17 protein-coding genes are annotated in these 16910 nt (G+C 62.6%); 4 read left to right on the top strand and 13 right to left on the bottom strand.

All coding sequences use genetic code 11. The annotated features are described in order from the left end of the window. The first annotated feature begins 11 nt into the window (after positions 1-11). Positions 12-593, top strand: a complete 582-nt coding sequence (locus CU110_RS11425) for a DUF2062 domain-containing protein (RefSeq protein ID WP_077372037.1) — start codon at positions 12-14, stop codon at positions 591-593. Positions 594-698: 105 nt separating this feature from the next. Here the strand turns inward: CU110_RS11425 and CU110_RS11430 are convergent, their stop codons facing one another. Then, positions 699-1421 (bottom strand): ATP-binding cassette domain-containing protein, encoded by a 723-nt coding sequence (locus CU110_RS11430; protein ID WP_077372034.1) that lies wholly within the window; start codon positions 1419-1421, stop codon positions 699-701. A 52-nt stretch (positions 1422-1473) separates the two neighbouring features. Beyond that, on the bottom strand, positions 1474-2718 hold the full coding sequence (locus tag CU110_RS11435) for a lipoprotein-releasing ABC transporter permease subunit (protein WP_077373141.1): 1245 nt from the start codon (positions 2716-2718) through the stop codon (positions 1474-1476). 252 nt (positions 2719-2970) lie between these two features. Between CU110_RS11435 and CU110_RS11440 the strand changes: the two genes are divergently transcribed. The 3 genes from CU110_RS11440 (at position 2971) to CU110_RS11450 (ending at position 5776) form a co-directional block, all read left to right on the top strand. Beyond that, on the top strand, positions 2971-4032 hold the full coding sequence (locus tag CU110_RS11440; protein ID WP_084209144.1) for an agmatine deiminase family protein: 1062 nt from the start codon (positions 2971-2973) through the stop codon (positions 4030-4032). Further along, the gene (locus CU110_RS11445) at positions 4032-4952 is read left to right on the top strand and encodes a carbon-nitrogen hydrolase (protein ID WP_077372028.1); all 921 of its coding nucleotides are present in this window, start codon (positions 4032-4034) and stop codon (positions 4950-4952) included. The genes CU110_RS11440 and CU110_RS11445 overlap by 1 nt, the downstream gene beginning before the upstream one ends. A gap of 116 nt (positions 4953-5068) precedes the next feature. Then, the gene (locus CU110_RS11450; protein WP_127736067.1) at positions 5069-5776 is read left to right on the top strand and encodes a DNA replication terminus site-binding protein; all 708 of its coding nucleotides are present in this window, start codon (positions 5069-5071) and stop codon (positions 5774-5776) included. Positions 5777-5827: 51 nt separating this feature from the next. Here the strand turns inward: CU110_RS11450 and CU110_RS17175 are convergent, their stop codons facing one another. From CU110_RS17175 to CU110_RS11505, 11 genes are all read right to left on the bottom strand, one after another. After that, the gene (locus tag CU110_RS17175) at positions 5828-6100 is read right to left on the bottom strand and encodes a YrhK family protein (RefSeq protein WP_127736070.1); all 273 of its coding nucleotides are present in this window, start codon (positions 6098-6100) and stop codon (positions 5828-5830) included. Positions 6101-6148: 48 nt separating this feature from the next. Further along, positions 6149-7540 carry a Si-specific NAD(P)(+) transhydrogenase gene (sthA, locus tag CU110_RS11460; protein WP_077372019.1) on the bottom strand — a complete coding sequence of 464 codons (1392 nt, stop codon included), beginning with the start codon at positions 7538-7540 and terminating at the stop codon, positions 6149-6151. A gap of 131 nt (positions 7541-7671) precedes the next feature. After that, on the bottom strand, positions 7672-7923 hold the full coding sequence (gene nqrM / locus CU110_RS11465; protein WP_077372016.1) for a (Na+)-NQR maturation NqrM: 252 nt from the start codon (positions 7921-7923) through the stop codon (positions 7672-7674). A 43-nt stretch (positions 7924-7966) separates the two neighbouring features. Further along, complete coding sequence (locus CU110_RS11470; protein ID WP_240499576.1) at positions 7967-9040, bottom strand: FAD:protein FMN transferase; 1074 nt, start codon at positions 9038-9040, stop codon at positions 7967-7969. Positions 9041-9043: 3 nt separating this feature from the next. After that, positions 9044-10276 carry an NADH:ubiquinone reductase (Na(+)-transporting) subunit F gene (gene nqrF, locus CU110_RS11475; RefSeq protein WP_077372013.1) on the bottom strand — a complete coding sequence of 411 codons (1233 nt, stop codon included), beginning with the start codon at positions 10274-10276 and terminating at the stop codon, positions 9044-9046. A 25-nt stretch (positions 10277-10301) separates the two neighbouring features. Continuing rightward, positions 10302-10922 carry an NADH:ubiquinone reductase (Na(+)-transporting) subunit E gene (gene nqrE / locus CU110_RS11480; RefSeq protein ID WP_084209147.1) on the bottom strand — a complete coding sequence of 207 codons (621 nt, stop codon included), beginning with the start codon at positions 10920-10922 and terminating at the stop codon, positions 10302-10304. Position 10923: 1 nt separating this feature from the next. Continuing rightward, positions 10924-11592 carry an NADH:ubiquinone reductase (Na(+)-transporting) subunit D gene (locus CU110_RS11485; RefSeq protein WP_077372008.1) on the bottom strand — a complete coding sequence of 223 codons (669 nt, stop codon included), beginning with the start codon at positions 11590-11592 and terminating at the stop codon, positions 10924-10926. A 2-nt stretch (positions 11593-11594) separates the two neighbouring features. Continuing rightward, a complete protein-coding gene (locus CU110_RS11490) occupies positions 11595-12377 on the bottom strand; it encodes a Na(+)-translocating NADH-quinone reductase subunit C (protein WP_077372005.1) in 783 nt (260 codons plus the stop codon). Between the two features lies 1 nt (position 12378). Then, positions 12379-13611: an NADH:ubiquinone reductase (Na(+)-transporting) subunit B gene (locus tag CU110_RS11495; RefSeq protein ID WP_077372002.1), complete on the bottom strand. Its 1233-nt coding sequence runs from the start codon at positions 13609-13611 to the stop codon at positions 12379-12381. After that, the gene (locus tag CU110_RS11500) at positions 13611-14960 is read right to left on the bottom strand and encodes a Na(+)-translocating NADH-quinone reductase subunit A (protein WP_084209148.1); all 1350 of its coding nucleotides are present in this window, start codon (positions 14958-14960) and stop codon (positions 13611-13613) included. Before CU110_RS11500 ends, CU110_RS11495 begins: the two co-directional genes overlap by 1 nt. Before the next feature lie 341 nt (positions 14961-15301). After that, positions 15302-16750, bottom strand: a complete 1449-nt coding sequence (locus CU110_RS11505; protein ID WP_084209149.1) for a glyceraldehyde-3-phosphate dehydrogenase — start codon at positions 16748-16750, stop codon at positions 15302-15304. Between the last annotated feature and the right edge of the window lie 160 nt (positions 16751-16910).

Below are 16910 nucleotides of genomic sequence, written 5' to 3' on the forward strand. Positions count from 1 at the left end.
ATGGCCAAGCCATGCCTCGTCGTCTACTCAAGCGGTTCATGCCGGAACCGGATGCCCTCAGGCGCAAGAAATCCCTGCGCTTCATGCATCACCTGATCGCCGACCCCGCGTTGTGGGCGTTGTCGCGTCGAACCGTTGCCAATGCGTGCATGGTGGGCTTCTTCTGTGCCTTGCTGCCGATCCCCTTCCAGATGGTGGTGGCCGCCTTCGGTGCCTGGGCGTTGCGCTGCAACCTTGCGCTCTCGGTAGGTCTGGTATGGATCACCAACCCGTTGACCATGCCCGTGGTCTACTACGCGACCTATCGCGTGGGCGCCTGGATGCTCGATACGCCTGCCCGGGTGATGCCGGACCAGGTCTCCGCGGCCTGGTTCGCCAACCAGCTGGAAGATATCCTGCCGGCACTTGCGCTGGGCTCGCTGGTCAGCGCGGTGGTGGTCGCCCTGCTCGCCAACGTGCTGGTCCGGCTGCTGTGGCGTTATCAGGTCGTGCGCAGCTGGCGCAGTCGCCGCAAGGCGCGTCTGGCCGCCAGGCGTTGCACCAAGGCGCAGCGGTCCGACCAGAACGCTGCCCCGGATACCGACAAGTCCTGAAGGCTGACGACGCCGCCCATGAAAAAGCCCCGCCATCTCTCGATGGCGGGGCTTTTGGCTTTCTGGCATGGCGTGAGGCAGACATCCGCCACTCAGCGGTGGAGCTCAGTCCTCGTGCAGCTTGCCGCCATCCAGGCGCAGCACACGGTGCTGGTGCGCGGCCAGCCCATTGTCGTGGGTCACGATGATGAAGGCGGCCTGCGCTTCCCGAGCGATGTCGTCCATCAGCTCCAGAATGCGCGCCGCCGTGGTCTGATCCAGGTTGCCGGTCGGTTCATCCATCAGCACCAGGCTCGGGTCCGTCACCAGCGCACGCGCGATGGCGACGCGCTGACGTTCTCCCCCGGACAGCTCGCCCGGCTTGTGATCGGCGCGCGGCGCCATGCCGACACGCTCCAGCAGCTTGCGCGCCTTGACGGCGGCCTCGGCACGCTTGTGGCCCCGGATGATCAACGGCATCGCCACATTCTCTTCGGCGCTGAATTCCGCCAGCAGATGATGGAACTGATAGACGAAGCCGATGTGCTGATTGCGGAAGCTGCCAAGCGCCGACTCACTGAGCTCGGACAGGCGCTGGCCGGCCACCTTCACGATGCCCTGACTGGGATGATCCAGCCCGCCGAGCAGATTGAGCAGCGTGGTCTTGCCGGAGCCGGAGCTGCCGACGACGGCGACCCGTTCGCCGGCGTGCACACGCAGCTCCAGTTCGTCCAGAACCTGCACCTTCTGCGGGCCTTCGTCGTAGCTGCGACTCAGGCGCTCACAGATCAACATCGGCTTGCCGTGAGCCAGGTCAGTCGCACGGGTGTCAGAAGCCGGGGTCGGCATGGCGGAGTCTCCAGCAGCAGAGCGGGATGATGCATCGGTCGATGTCGGTAGATCATTCATAGCGCAGCACCTCGGCCGGCTGGATGCGGGAAGCGCGCCAGGCCGGATAGAGTGTCGACAGGAAGCTCAGCACCAGCGCGGAGCCGATGATGACGCCCATGTCGGACAGCTCGAGACGAGACGGCAGATAGCTGATGAAGTAGACGTTGGGATCCAGGAACTGGATACCGAAGGTCGACTGCACCCAGGCGATGATGTCGGAGACGCTCAATGCCAATGCCACCCCGGCGATGGCGCCGATGATGATCCCCATCACGCCGATGGTCAGCCCCTGGACGATGAAGATGCCCATGATGCTGCCGGGCTTGGCCCCGAGGGTGCGCAGGATGGCGATGTCGGCGTGCTTGTCGGTCACCATCATCACCAGCGTCGAGACGATGTTGAAGGCTGCCACGGCGACGATCACCATCAGTAGCAGGCCGATCATGTTCTTCTCCATCTGGATGGCGGCGAACAGGTTGCCGTGGGTACGCTTCCAGTCCATGCCGCGATACTGCGGCCCCAGCTGGCTGATGATGTCACGGGTGACGGCATCGGCACTGAACAGGTCATCGAGTTTCAGGCGTACGCCCTGCACCTCGCCTTCCTTGAAGCGTGCCAGCTTGGCCATGTCCGAGATGTCGGTGTAGGCGAGACTGGCATCCACGTCCGCGCCGACCTTGAAGATGCCGGTCACCGTGAAGCGCTTGAGGCGCGGGAAGATGCCCCCGGGCGTGATGGAGGCCTCGGGCACCAGCAGCGTGACGCGATCCCCGACGCCGACCCCGAGATTGCGTGCCAGCAGCTCCCCCATCACGATGCCCCAGCTGCCCGGCGTGAGGTCTGCCAGACTTCCTTGCACCATGTGCTCACTGATGATCGAGACCTGGTCCTCCGCGGACGGATCGATACCGGTGACCAGCGCGCCCTTGTTGCGACCATTGGTGGTGAACATGCCCTGCTGCTCGATGTAGGGAGCGGCACCGACGACATGCGGCTTCTCGCGCAACATGCCGGCGAGCGTCTCCCAGTCGGTGACGCTGTCGCGCGCCTCGACCCGCACATGCGGCACCATGCCCAGTACGCGGGTACGCAATTCGTGGTCGAAGCCGTTCATGACGGACAGCACCAGAATCAGCACGGCCACGCCCAACGACAGGCCGAGCATCGAGGTCAGGGAAATGAAGGAAATGAAATGGTTACGGCGCTTGGCGCGGGTATAGCGCAGGCCGATCAGAAAGGGTAGGCGATCCAGCAGCATCGAAGTCGATTCCTTGGGTCAGGGTCGCGGGCCATGATACGCATTCCGCAGGCTCGGCGCATGGGGCCACAATCGCGCCCAGTTTGCCAGCCCTCGCATGAGAACAGCATGAACCGCCAGTCTCGAGTGTCTGGCCATATGACGCACGCAGGGGCTAGCGTCGACGCATGGCTCTGCTATCATCGCGCGCCGAGTCCGCGGTATCGCGGCTCGCGGCATTACCGTCACTTCTTCATCAGGGAGATGCCCATGGCCACCCGTCTGCTTGCCGAATGGCACCCGCAGGATGCCATCCAGCTCAGCTGGCCCAGCCCCCACAGCGACTGGAACGAGATGCTCGAGAGCATCGAAGCCACCTGCGAGGCCATGGTGATCGCCATCAGCCGGTATCAGCACGTGCTGATCAGCGTCAGTGACGAGGCCACCCGCGAGCGCCTCACGTCACGCTTCGCCGGTTTCGGCGTGCCGGCCGAGCGTCTGCATCTGCATGTGGCGCCGCTGGATGACACCTGGACGCGTGACCACGGCCCCATCACCGTCGAACGTGATGGCCAGCCGGTACTGCTCGACTACACCTTCACCGGCTGGGGCGGCAAGTTCGAAGCCGCCCGTGACAACGCCCTGACCCGAGCGCTGGCCGCTCAAGGGGTCTATGCAAGCCCGGTGGAAAGTCGCGATTTCATTCTGGAAGGCGGCGGTATCGAGACGGATGGCCTGGGGACGCTGTTGACCACCGAGGCCTGCCTGCTCAACGACAATCGCAATGCCGGGCTGAGCCGCGAGCAGGTCGAGGCACAGCTCACGGCCGATTTCGGTGTCTCACGCATCCTGTGGCTGGCCAATGGCCATCTGGAAGGCGATGACACCGACAGTCATGTCGACACCCTGGCGCGCTTCTGCGACCCGCGTACCATCGCCTACGTGCGTTGCGATGATCGCGACGACCCGCACTACCCGGCGCTCAAGGCGATGGAAGCCGAGCTGGAAGACATGCTGGATGCCAATGGCGATCCGTACTTCCTGGTACCGCTGCCATGGCCAGAGGCCTGCTTCGATCCCGAAGATGGCCATCGCCTGCCGGCGACCTATGCCAACTTCCTGATCATCAACGGCGCGGTGCTGGTGCCGACCTATGCCGATCGTCACGACATGATCGCGCTCAAGGCCCTGGCGGGCGCCTTCCCGGGACGTGACATCATCCCGGTCGACTGCCGCGCCGTGATTCGCCAGCATGGCAGTCTGCACTGCATGACCATGCAACTGCCCAAGGGCACCCTGGCCACCTCGAACCTCACTCAAGGAGCACTGTGATGACCACTTCCCGCCGTACACTCAAGGTCGGTGTCGTCCAGCAGCAGGGCTGGCCCGACAAGGATACGAGCCTGGCGGCCAGCGAGGCGGCCATCCGCCGCCTGGCAGCCGGCGGTGCTGAGCTGGTGATGCTGCAGGAGCTGCATGCCAGCCACTATTTCTGCCAGACGGAAGACACCGCGATCTTCGATCTCGCCGAACCCCTCGAAGGCCCGACCACCCAGCGCCTGGCCAGTCTGGCCGCTGAACTCGGTCTGGTCATCGTCGGCTCCATCTTCGAGCGCCGCGCCGCGGGCGTATATCACAATACCGCCGTGGTGCTCGACAAGGCCGATGGCCTGGTCGGCACCTTCCGCAAGATGCACATCCCGGATGATCCCGGCTTCTACGAGAAGTTCTACTTCACGCCGGGTGATGCGCCCAGCGCACAGTCGCCGCGCCGCGGTTTCGAGCCCATCGATACCTCGGTGGGCCGCCTGGGCGTGCAGGTCTGCTGGGATCAGTGGTACCCGGAAGGCGCGCGGCTGATGGCACTGGCCGGTGCCGAGATGCTGCTCTATCCCACCGCCATCGGCTGGGACCCGCGCGATGATGAAGCCGAGCAGACGCGCCAGAAGGATGCCTGGACCCTGATCCAGCGCAGCCACGGCGTCGCCAATGGCGTGCCGGTGATCGTCGCCAATCGGGTCGGCCATGAAGCGGACCCGACGCCTGCCAGCGAAGGAATCCAGTTCTGGGGAGGCAGCTTCGTGTGCGGACCCCAGGGCGAACTGCTGGCGCATGGCGGCACCGAGCCCGAGGAGTTGCTGGTCGAGGTGGATCTGGCGCGTGGCGAGGACGTGCGCCGCATCTGGCCCTATCTGCGTGACCGCCGCATCGATGCCTATGGGGATCTCACCGAACGCTATCGCGATCGCTAGACGCAATCAGCGCAGCCGAACAGGTCATCACTGCCGTCGCGGAGGAGAATTCGCCGCTGTGGCGGCTGGATGGCGGCCATGCCGATCTCGATTGGCTACGGCTCGCGCTGCAGGATGTGTGGTATCAGGATGGGCAGGATGGGCGTGTCACCCGCCCCTATCTGGGCGTGGTGGCGGCAGGCCCGCAGGTGATCCAGGCGGTCGGCGCCCTCAATCTGGCCAAGGAGCATCTGGCGGGACTGTTTGCCGAACTGCGTGAGGCGTATCCCGATCAACTCGCGGAGCTCAAGGCCATCCTGCCCTTCCGCCACCCCGGCCTCAACCAGCACCTGAAGGGCGATGGCCTCGCTCGTCTGCATCTGAAGCAATGCTGGCGGCGCGTACCGGTCGCGGAAGCAGCGGTGGCGCGAGTGCGTTTCGCTTGGTACAGCTCCGGACGCTCCATTCAGCGCGTCAGTGTGCCGGAGTGCGAGGCGATGCTGATGAAACTGGATACCGAGGCCGATCACGTGCGCCTGCAGCTCAGACTGCTGGCGGGCCTGCCCTCTGACGAGATACTGGCACGCATCCAGCCTCAGGCGCCGCTGATGCGCGCCAATCTCTTCTATCGTGAGCCGGTCTTGCGCGAGGATGGCGAGCTGCGCACTCGCCGCGCGATGAACGTCTCGCTACCGCTGTTCCTGCCCCACGATGACCTGCGCCTTCCGGCGCTCAACCAACCCTCACCGACCCCGCCCGCACAGCGCACACGCGCCAGACGCGGAGATGTGCGCATCGAGGACACGCCCTTTCTCAAGAGCCTGCGCGTGCATCGCTATCGCTGATCTCTAGAGCCGGAGAGCCAGTGAGACAGAGAGACGGAGTGAAGTCGCCTGCTAGAGATCCAGCCCTGATTCCGGCAGGCGCTTGAGGTGCATGCGGCGCGCCAGGCGGATCAACGGCTTGAGCGTCAGCTGCAGCGAGCCGATCACGAACAGCCAGATCCCCAGCGTCATCCACTCATCCCAGAAGAAGCACACGCTGCCGATGGTGAACAACAGACCCAGCACCAGCTCGTTGATGATGCTGGCCAGCTCGTAACGGCGGTGGATGACCAGCTCCTCATGCCCCAGCCTCAGGGTCAGGTCCGTGGTCGGATCATCCTGCAGCGCCCTGCGTGAATGATTGCTTGTCTGCCGAGTGTCGCTTGTCTGCGATCAGAACAGACGATTCAGCCCGTTCATGGCAGCGACCCGATAGGCTTCCGCCATGGTCGGGTAGTTGAAGGTGGTGTTGACGAAGTACTTGAGCGTATTCGCCTCACCTTGCTGCTGCATGATGGCCTGGCCGATGTGCACGATCTCGGATGCCTGATCACCGAAGCAGTGGATGCCGAGGATTTCCAGCGTGTCGCGATGGAACAGGATCTTGAGCATGCCGACGGTGTCGCCGGTGATCTGGGCGCGTGCGGTGTCCTTGAAGAAGGCCTGCCCCACTTCGTAGGGAATGCGCGCTTCGGTCAGTTCGCTCTCGCCACGCCCCACCGAGCTGATCTCGGGGATGGTGTAGATGCCGGTCGGCACCTCATTGACGAACTTGAACTCCTCGCCCAGCAGGTTGGCCGAGGCGAAGCGGCCCTGATCATAGGCAGCAGAGGCCAGGCTCGGCCAGCCGATGACATCGCCCACGGCATAGACGTGGTCCAGCTCGGTGCGGTACTGATCATCGACCGTCAGCTGACCACGGCCATTGGCCTGCAGACCGATGTTCTCGAGCCCGAGGCTGTCGGTGTTGCCGGTGCGCCCATTGGCCCACAGGAAGGCGTCCGCACGCAGCTTCTTGCCGGACTTGAGGTGCACGACCACACCGGACTCATCGCCCTCGATGCGCTCGTATTCCTCATTGTGGCGCACCAGCACGCCGTTGTTGCGCAGGTGGTAGGACAGCGCGTCGGAAATCTCGTTGTCCAGGAACGACAACAGACGATCACGGGTATCGATCAGGTCCACCTTGACGCCCAGCCCCGAGAAGATGGAGGCGTACTCGGACCCGATGACACCGGCACCGTAGATGATCAACGTGCGCGGCGTGTGCGACAGACCCAGGATGGTATCGGAGCAATAGATACGCGGGTGGCGGAAATTGACGTCTGCCGGGCGGTAGGGGCGCGACCCGGTGGCGATCACGACCTTCTCCGCGTGCAGCTCCTCGGTCCCTTCATGGGCATCACGCACCAGCACGGTGTGCTCGTCCTTGAAGCGCGCGGTACCGAAGAACACGTCGATGCGATTGCGAGCATAGAAGCGCGTGCGCATCTCGACCTGCTGCTCGATGGTACGACGCGAACGTTCCAGCACCTTGGGGAAGGAGAACCAGCGCGGCTCACCGATGTCGCGGAACATGCGATTGGTGTTGAACTCGATGATCTGCTTGACCGCGTGACGCAGGGCCTTGGAGGGGATGGTGCCCTTGTGGGTGCAGTTGCCGCCCACGGAGGACTGGGCCTCGATCACGGCCACTCGCTTGCCATGCTTGGCCGCATTGACCGCCGCGCTCTCCCCTGCCGGACCGGTACCGATCACGACCACATCGTAGTTGTAGACTGCCATGAGACTCGCTTTGCTCCTTGGTTGTTCGTAGGCCGGCCCTGACACGCCACACTCTGCTCAGGGAGAGAATGGCATGCCAGGGCCGGCGGCTGGCCTTGCGGCCGGCGGGCTCTGAGTCATCAGAGCAGAAATCAGCGACGCGGGGCTTCGTAGGCCAGATCACTGGCCGGCTTGCCGCCGCTCTCGGCCATCAGACGCTGGCGCTCCTGCTCCTTCTCGCACTCGTCATCCTTGCCGCCACAGATGTCACAGCCATCCTTGAGCCCGAGGTTGTTGAGGCCGCCGCAGGAGCCGGCGATCGGCTTGCGCCCCATCAACACCCCGACAGCCATCGCGCCGATCAACAGCAGCATGGCGGCGAACACCAGTAACCAGATAGTCATGTCATTTCTCCCGGGGCATGGCCCCATGTTGGCCCACTCAGGCTCAGACGCTGGATTCCCCTGCGGGCTTCGTGTCGCCTGTCGCCGGCGCGTCCTTCAGATAGGGCGCGAATGCCGGACTCCAGGACTGCTTGAAGCCATCATCCGTTTTGACAATGAAATAGGCGGCAATGTTCTCGCGTCTTGCGATGGCCATTGCCTTCTCGGCGCCAAGCACGTTGAGTGCCGTGGCCCAGGCGTCCGCACTCGCACAATCTGGCGTGATGACCGTCACCGATGCCAGGGAGTGCTGAATGGGACGACCGGTACGCGGATCGATCGTGTGTGAGTAACGTACGCCGTCCTGCTCGAAATAGTTGCGGTAGTCACCGGAAGTCGCCACGGCAGCATTGCCGGGGTCGATGATCCGCTGCACGGAACGCTCGAAGGACTTCGGCGCTTCGATGGCGATACGCCACGGCTTGTGGCCGGGCTTCTCACCCTTGACGCGGATCTCGCCACCGACCTCGACCAGATAGTTCTCGATGCCATTGGCCTCGAGCACATCGGCGACTCGATCCACCCCATAGCCCTTGGCGATCCCCGACAGGTCGGCATACACCGGCTTGCGCTTGATCACCGTATTGCCATCGAGCTCCAGCGCCAGATGATCGACCTTCTCGAGCGCCTGCGCGATCTGTGCATCACTCGGTGCCTTGTCGAGACGCTCATCCGGGCCAAAGCCCCACAGATTGACGGCCGGGCCGACGGTGATGTCAAAGGCACCCTCGGAGCGCCTGCCGATATCCTGCGATTCGGCCAGCACCTGCGCCAGGCCATCCGACAGCGTGATCGGCGTATCCAGCGGTGCCTGATTGAGCTTCGAGAGCTCCGAGGTGTCCTTGTAGGTCGACATCTGCCAGTCGACCTTGTCCAGCGCCTCGACGCTCGCCTGCTTGAGTGACGCCACCTCATCGACATCCAGATCCCCTGCCACCGTGACATGGAATCCGGTGCCGAAGATGGGACCGGCGAAGCGATGCAACTCAGGGTTGCTGGAATTTTCACAGCCTGCAACCAGCAGGGCCAGCCCCATGAGGGCCGGCCCTGCCAGTCGTCTTGCGACGCGTGACATCATCGATCAACCACCGAAGTCATCGAGCAGGATGTTCTCCGGCTCCACACCCATGTCGGTCAGCATCTTGACGACGGCGGCGTTCATCATGGGCGGCCCGCACATGTAGTACTCGCAGTCCTCAGGGGCCGGGTGGTCCTTGAGGTAGTTTTCGTACAGGACATTATGGATGAAGCCCGTCGGGCCTTCCCAGTTGTCCTCAGGCTGCGGATCAGACAGCGCCAGGTGCCACTCGAAGTTCTCGTTCTCTTCGGCCAGCTGGTCGTATTCCTCGTTGTAGAACGACTCGCGCATGGAGCGCGCACCGTACCAGAACGACATCTTGCGCTTGGAATTCAGACGCTTGAGCTGATCGAAGATATGGCTGCGCATCGGCGCCATGCCGGCACCGCCACCGATGAAGACCATCTCGGCGTCGGTATCCTTGGCGAAGAACTCACCGAACGGCCCCATCACGGTCACCTTGTCACCCGGCTTCAGCGAGAAGACATAGGTGGACATCAGCCCCGGCGGATGCTGGGAATTCGGCGGCGGAGTGGCGATACGGATGTTGAACTTCAGGATGCCGTACTCTTCCGGATAGTTCGCCATGGAGTAGGCGCGGATGACCGGCTCTTCGTTCTTGTGCTGAACGTTGAACAGACCGAACTTCTCCCAGTCACCACGATACTCTTCTTCGATATCGAAGTCGGAGAACTTGATGTCGTAGGCCGGCGCTTCCAGCTGCACGTAACCGCCGGCGCGGAAGTTGACTTCCTCGCCTTCCGGCAGCTGCAGGTTCAGCTCCTTGATGAAGGTCGCGACGTTCGGGTTGGCGGTCACGGTGGTTTCCCACTTCTTCACACCGAAGATCTCTTCCGGCACTTCGATCTTCATGTCCTGCTTGACCGGGACCTGGCATGACAGGCGCCAGCCTTCCTTCTTCTCACCCATGGTGAAGTGGGATTCCTCGGTGGGCAGGATGGAGCCGCCGCCCTCCTCGATCCGACACTTGCACTGGGCACAGGAACCCCCGCCACCACAGGCGGAGGACAGGAAGATGCCATTGGCCGCCAGGGTCTGCAGCAGCTTGCCGCCGGCCTGGGTGGTCAGGGTGTTGGCGGGGTCGCCATTGATCTCGATCTGGACGTCACCGCTCGAGACCAGCTTGCTGCGTGCCGCGAGAATCACGAGCACCAGGCCGATCACGACCACGGTGAACATGACGACGCCGAGCACGATGATGGAGGTATCTACCATTTCGATTTCCTTATGCTCGGTTGCGTTACAGCTGGACGCCGGAGAAGGACATGAAGCCCAGCGACATCAGGCCAACGGTAATGAAGGTAATGCCGAGACCCTGCAGGCCAGCCGGCACGTCAGAGTACTTGAGCTTCTCGCGGATACCGGCCAGTGCGGCGATCGCCAGTGCCCAGCCGAAGCCGGCACCCACGCCATAGATCACGGACTCGCCGAAGCTGTAGTCACGCTGCACCATGAACAGGGCCGCACCGAGAATCGCGCAGTTGACCGTGATCAGCGGCAGGAACACGCCCAGCGCGTTGTAGAGCGCCGGCACGAACTTGTCGAGGAACATCTCGAGGATCTGGACGATCGCCGCGATGACGCCGATGTAGGACAGGTAACCCAGGAAGGACAGGTCGATGCTTTCCGCACCTTTCAGACCGGTCCAGGTCAGCGCGCCTTCACGCAGCAGATAGTTCAGGATCAGGTTGTTGACCGGGACGGTCACCGCCAGCACGACGATGACGGCCACGCCCAGACCGATCGCGGACTGGATCTTCTTGGACACCGCCAGGAAGGTGCACATGCCCAGGAAGAAGGCCAGCGCCATGTTCTCGACGAACACGGCCTTGATGAACAGGCTCAGGTAGTGTTCGAACATGTTACACGGCCTCCTTGATCTTGGTGTTGGCGGTAATCTTGTACTCCGCCTTCTCGACCTGCTCCGGATAGACGCTGCGCAGCACCCAGATGAACAGACCGATGACGAAGAACGCGGACGGCGGCAGCAGCATCAGACCATTCGGGATGTACCAGCCACCGTCGTTGACGGTCTGCAGGATGGTCACGCCGAACAGGGAGCCGGAACCGAACAGCTCACGCACGAAGCCGACCACCAGCAGGATCACGGTGTAGCCGAGACCGTTGCCGATACCGTCGATGAAGCTCATCGCCGGGCCATTCTGCATGGCGTAGGCTTCCGCGCGGCCCATCACGATGCAGTTGGTGATGATCAGACCGACGAAGACCGACAGCTGCTTGGAGGTCTCGAAGGCGAAGGCCTTGAGCGACTGATCGACCACGATGACCAGCGAGGCGATGATCGTCATCTGCACGATGATGCGGATGGACGACGGGATGTGATTGCGGATCAACGAGATGAACAGACTGGAGAACGCCGTCACCAGTGACACCGCGATCCCCATGATCAGGGCGGTGTTCATCGAGTTGGTCACCGCCAGCGCGGAGCAGATACCGAGGATCTGCAGCGCGATGGGGTTGTTCTTGAAGATCGGCGTCGTCAGGACACCTTTAGGAGTTTCGGCTGCCATCATTACGCTCCTTTGACGTCGCGGAACTGGGTCAGGTACTTGGCGAAGCCATTCTCACCCATCCAGAACTGCAGCAGGTTGGTCACGCCGTTGCTGGTGAGGGTAGCACCTGACAGGGCATCAACCTGGTACTTGGCATCCGGAGATGACGGATTGACACCGCCCTTCTTCAGGTGCACTTCCGGGTCCATGCTGTCTTCGGGATAGATCTTCTTGCCATCCCACTGGGCCTTCCACTTCGGGTTGTCGACTTCGCCGCCCAGCCCCGGAGTTTCCCCCTGCTGATAGAAGGACAGACCCACCACGGTGTTGCCGTCACCCTTGAGTGCCAGGTAGCCGTACATCATCGACCACAGGCCGTTGCCACGCACCGGGACGATGATCTCGTCCGGCTGCTCGACATCACCGACCAGATAGACCACCGAGTACTGCTCACGACGCTTGATGCCCGGCAGATCCTCATCACCGGACAGGGTACGTGAGGTGGCCGGGTCCTTGGACATCTTGGCCTGGTCGTACTTTTCCGGATCGATGTCGTCGACGTACTCACCGCTGTTCAGGTCGACGACCTTGGCGGTGACCTTGTCACGGAACTGCTGGCCGACATCCTCGCCCGGCTGCAGCAGCTCGGCGACCGCGAGGATGTTGCTCTTGCGGTCCAGCTCGGCATTGGTCATCTGCATCGGACGCAGCACGACCGCTGCGGTGGATACCACCACCGAGCAGACGATGCACAGCCCGAGCGCGACGCCGAGGGTCTTCTTGATGGAATTGTTGCTGGCCATGTCAGGCGGTCTCCTCGTTCGCGATGCCGGCAGCCTCGCGCTTGACGCGGCGCTTGATGTTGGCCTGCACGACGAAGTGGTCGATCAGCGGGGCGAACAGGTTGGCGAACAGGATCGCCAGCATGATGCCCTCCGGGAAGGCCGGGTTGGCGACACGGATCAACACGGTCATCACGCCGATCAGTGCACCGAAGATCAGCTTGCCCTTGTCGGTCATGGAAGCCGAGACCGGATCGGTGGCCATGAAGACCATGCCGAAGGCGAAGCCGCCGATGACCAGATGCCAGTACCACGGCATCGCGAACATGGCATTGGTGTCACTGCCGATGGCGTTGAACAGCGCCGAGGTCGCGACCATGCCCAGCAACACGCCCAGCATGATTCGCCAGGAGGCGATGCGCGTCCACAGCAGTACCGCCGCGCCGAGGAAGATGGCCAGCGTCGATACCTCACCCAACGAGCCCGGAATGAAGCCCAGGAAGGCATCGGTCCAGCTCATCTGCTGCATCAGGGCGCTCATGCCGTCCTGTGCCGCGGTGGACAGTGCGGTCGCACCGGTATAGCCGTCAGCCGGCACCCACACCGCGTCACCGGAAATGCTGGCCGGATAGGCGAAGTACAGGAAGGCACGACCGGACAGCGCCGGGTTGAGGAAGTTCTTGCCGGTACCGCCGAAGACTTCCTTGCCGATCACCACACCGAAGGTGATGCCGAGCGCGACCTGCCACAGCGGGATGGTGGCCGGCAGCGTCAGCGCGAAGAGCACGGAGGTGACGAAGAAGCCTTCGTTGACCTCGTGACCGCGACGCATCGCGAACAGCACTTCCCAGAAGCCGCCGACCGCGAAGGTCACCAGATAGATGGGCAGGAAGTAGGTGGCCCCCAGGATGAAGTTGGCCCACACGCTGCCCGCATCATGGCTGCCCGCCAGCATCATGACGATGGCTTCACGCCAGCCGCCCAATGCACTGTAACCGCCAGCGATGGCCTCGTTGGCCTGCAGACCGGCGTTGTACATGCCGAAGAACATGGCCGGGAAGGTACACATCCAGACCGTGATCATGATGCGCTTCAGGTCGATACCATCACGCACGTGCGCGGTGGTACGCGTGACACTCGCCGGCGCATAGAAAATCGTGTCCACGGCTTCGTAGAGCGCGTAGAACTTCTCGTACTTGCCACCCTTGTGGAAGTGCGGCTCCAGGTTATCCAGAGTCTGTCGAATACCCATCATCAGACCTCTTTCTCGATCGTGGTGAGGTTGTCACGCAGGATGGGACCGTACTCGTACTTGCCCGGGCACACATAGGTGCACAGTGCGAGGTCCTCTTCATCAAGCTCCAGGCAGCCAAGCTGCATGCCGGTCTCGATATCACCCACGATCAGCGAGCGCAGCAGCTGCGTCGGCAGAATGTCCAGCGGCATGACCTTCTCGTACGCCCCCACCGGCACCATGGCACGCTCGGAGCCATTGGTGGAGGTGTTGGGACGATAGTCACGCAGACCGGTCAGCTTCGACAGGTAGATACCCAGCACCGAGTGACGATTGGCACCGGTGGACAGCCAGCCCATGAAGGCACGCTTGTTGCCTTCTTCCAGCAGACTCACCTGAGTGTGATAGCGGCTGACGAAACGCAGCGCCCCTTCACAGGTCAGACCGGAGAACACGGAACCGGAGATCACACGGGTATCTTCCGGCTGCTCGACTTCCCCCTTGAGCAGTTCTTCAGTGCTCGCGCCCAGACGGGTACGCAGCAGGCGGGGCTTGGTCGCACGCGGGCCACCGACGGCGATGACACGCGTGGTGTCCAGACGCCCTTCCGCCAGCAGGGTACCGATGGCAACGACATCCTGATAACCGACATGCCAGACATGACGCTTCAGGCTGACCGGTGCGAGATGATGGATGTGCGTACCCGGCAGACCTGCCGGGTGCGGGCCCTTGAAGGACTCGCTGACCACGCCGGCCACATCGCCGCCCGGGATATCCGCGCCCGGTGCCTGGCACAGGAACACCTTGCCTTCGGTCAGACGCGTCAATGCGACGAGACCCTGACGGAACGCAACTTCCTGCCCCTTGAGCACCACGGCCGGATCTGCGGCCAGCGGGTGGGTATCGATGGCGGTGACGAAGATGGCTGCCGGGGTGGCATCCAGTGCCGGTACACGCGAGAACGGGCGGGTACGGAATGCCGTCCACAGACCGGAGTCGACCAGCTGGTCGACCACGACCTGACGCTCGAGACCGGCCAGCGCCGCCTCGCCATGCGCGGTGAATTCCACCGCTTCGCCCTGCGCATCGGTCTCGATGACCACGGACAGAAGCTTGCGCTTCTCGCCACGGTTGATCTCGACCACGGTCCCGGCAGCAGGCGCGGTGTAACGGACGCCCGGGGTCTTCTTGTCGGTGAACAGGAGTTGCCCCAGTTTCACCTTGTCCCCTTCACGGACTTCCATCGTCGGCTTCATGCCGACGTAGTCAACACCCAGGATCGCTACGCGACGAACGGGCTGCGCATCCTCGATACGCTGCTCCGGCGCCCCGGCGATGGGGAGATCCAGGCCACGTTTGACTTCGATCATAGACTCGCCCAATTGTCGGATCTGATGTTGTTCAGGAAAGATCACGCATCAATGACACGCCTCGAGGCCGACATACGGCCAGGCAACCTCGCGAGATTCGCGTTTCAGTTGATGTGAATGCTTTTCTTATCAGACGGTTGGAGGTGTAGCCCAGAGATTGGACCGGCCCAAAAAAATCCGCCTCATTATAAAGATGCGAGCCCCGAAAGACCATACGACACTAAAGTGGTGAGGGCATTCAACACGCCAACGCCCCTGCCATCGAGGATGGCAGGGGCGTTGTATTGACAGGCATTTTTTCCTCACCGTGCGTGAATCACGCCAGGGCGCGACCCATTGCCTCAGCGAGTGGGGAAATAGCTGAAACGCACGTTGGACATGTGCTGCAGGATACGCACGACCTGGCAGCTGTAACCGAACTCGTTGTCATACCACACATACACGACGGCCTGCTTGTCGGTGACGATGGTCGCCTGACCATCGACGATGCCGGAATGACGGTTGCCGACGAAGTCGGAAGAGACCACTTCACAGGAATCGACGTAGTCGATCTGCTTCTGCAGTGAAGAGTGCAGAGAGGCCGTGCGCAGGAAGTCATTCATGCGCTCGGCGTCGCTTGCGGTGTCCAGCGTCAGATTGAGAATCGCCATCGAGACGTTGGGCGTCGGCACACGGATCGCGTTGCCGGTCAGCTTGCCGGAAAGCTCCGGCAGCGCCTTGGCGACGGCCTTGGCGGCACCGGTCTCGGTCAGCACCATGTTGAGTGCCGCCGCGCGACCGCGACGGTCCCCGCTGTGGAAGTTGTCGATCAGGTTCTGGTCGTTGGTATAGGAGTGGACCGTCTCCACATGCCCCTGACTGACGCCGTATTCGTCGTGCAGCACCTTCAGTACCGGCACGATGGCGTTGGTGGTGCAGGACGCCGCGGAGATGATGCGATCATCGTCACGGATGTCGGTGTGGTTGACGCCATAGACGATGTTCTTCAGATCGCCCTTGCCCGGAGCGGTGAGCAGCACCTTGGCCACGCCCTTGCACTCGAGGTGCTGCCCAAGGCCGGCCTCGTCGCGCCACTTGCCGGTATTGTCGACCACGATGGCATTGTCGATGCCGTGCGCGGTGTAATCGATCTCGGACGGCGAGTTCGCGTAGATGATCTTGATGTAGTTGCCATTGACGATCAGCGCCGAATTCTCCTGATCGACCGTGATGCTGCCCTCGAAGGGGCCATGCACGGAATCACGACGCAGGAGGCTGGCCCGCTTCTCCAGATCCTCCTTGCTGCCACGCACCACGATGGCGCGCAGACGCAGCAGATTACCGCCACCGGCCTTCTCGATCATGATGCGCGCCAGCAGGCGGCCGATACGCCCGAAGCCATACAGGACGACATCCTTGGGATCGCCGCCCATGCCGCCTTCGACGTAGCCATCGACGATCTCGGCAAGCTCGCGTTTTAGGAAGGCAGTGATGTCCGTCTCGTCGGAGCGCTTGAAGGCCACCGCCAGCTTGCCGATATCGACATGGGCCGGCCCGAGATTCAGCTCGATCATGGCACGCACCAGCGGGAAGGTGTCCTCGACGGACAGCTCCACGCCTTCCGCCTTGCGCACCCAACGGTGGTTCTTGAGGATACGCACCATGGAGCGGTTGATCAGCGAACGCCCATAGATGGAGGGCACGACATTGAAGCGACGATAGAGGTCACCCAGCAGCGGGATCATCTGTTCGGCGAGGGCTTCATTGTCTTGCCACTGCTTGAAACAGGCTTCGAGATTCTCTTTGCTCACGGAGGAATTCGCAGCGTCGGACAAGGCCAGCTGAGTATGCGTAACGGGGGGCGGGGTCACAATGAAAGGATGGTCGCACGGAGGGTAGTAGTGCTACAGAATCAACGATTTGACTACAAGAGCCCTTCCTGCGCCCAAGCCCAGGACACAAGACACCAGA

The sequence above is a fragment of the Cobetia sp. ICG0124 genome (assembly GCF_004006355.1).
In the GTDB taxonomy this organism is placed as follows: domain Bacteria; phylum Pseudomonadota; class Gammaproteobacteria; order Pseudomonadales; family Halomonadaceae; genus Cobetia; species Cobetia marina.

Bases quoted from the DNA above. Each gene is read 5' to 3' on its own strand.
- CU110_RS11425 (WP_077372037.1), top strand. From the start codon at position 12: ATGCCTCGTCGTCTACTCAAGCGGTTCATGCCGGAACCGGATGCCCTC.
- CU110_RS11430 (WP_077372034.1), bottom strand. From the start codon at position 1,421: ATGCCGACCCCGGCTTCTGACACCCGTGCGACTGACCTGGCTCACGGC.
- CU110_RS11440 (WP_084209144.1), top strand. From the start codon at position 2,971: ATGGCCACCCGTCTGCTTGCCGAATGGCACCCGCAGGATGCCATCCAG.
- CU110_RS11445 (WP_077372028.1), top strand. From the start codon at position 4,032: ATGACCACTTCCCGCCGTACACTCAAGGTCGGTGTCGTCCAGCAGCAG.
- sthA (WP_077372019.1), bottom strand. From the start codon at position 7,540: ATGGCAGTCTACAACTACGATGTGGTCGTGATCGGTACCGGTCCGGCA.
- nqrM (WP_077372016.1), bottom strand. From the start codon at position 7,923: ATGACTATCTGGTTACTGGTGTTCGCCGCCATGCTGCTGTTGATCGGC.
- CU110_RS11470 (WP_240499576.1), bottom strand. From the start codon at position 9,040: ATGATGTCACGCGTCGCAAGACGACTGGCAGGGCCGGCCCTCATGGGG.
- nqrF (WP_077372013.1), bottom strand. From the start codon at position 10,276: ATGGTAGATACCTCCATCATCGTGCTCGGCGTCGTCATGTTCACCGTG.
- nqrE (WP_084209147.1), bottom strand. From the start codon at position 10,922: ATGTTCGAACACTACCTGAGCCTGTTCATCAAGGCCGTGTTCGTCGAG.
- CU110_RS11485 (WP_077372008.1), bottom strand. From the start codon at position 11,592: ATGGCAGCCGAAACTCCTAAAGGTGTCCTGACGACGCCGATCTTCAAG.
- CU110_RS11490 (WP_077372005.1), bottom strand. From the start codon at position 12,377: ATGGCCAGCAACAATTCCATCAAGAAGACCCTCGGCGTCGCGCTCGGG.
- CU110_RS11495 (WP_077372002.1), bottom strand. From the start codon at position 13,611: ATGATGGGTATTCGACAGACTCTGGATAACCTGGAGCCGCACTTCCAC.
- CU110_RS11500 (WP_084209148.1), bottom strand. From the start codon at position 14,960: ATGATCGAAGTCAAACGTGGCCTGGATCTCCCCATCGCCGGGGCGCCG.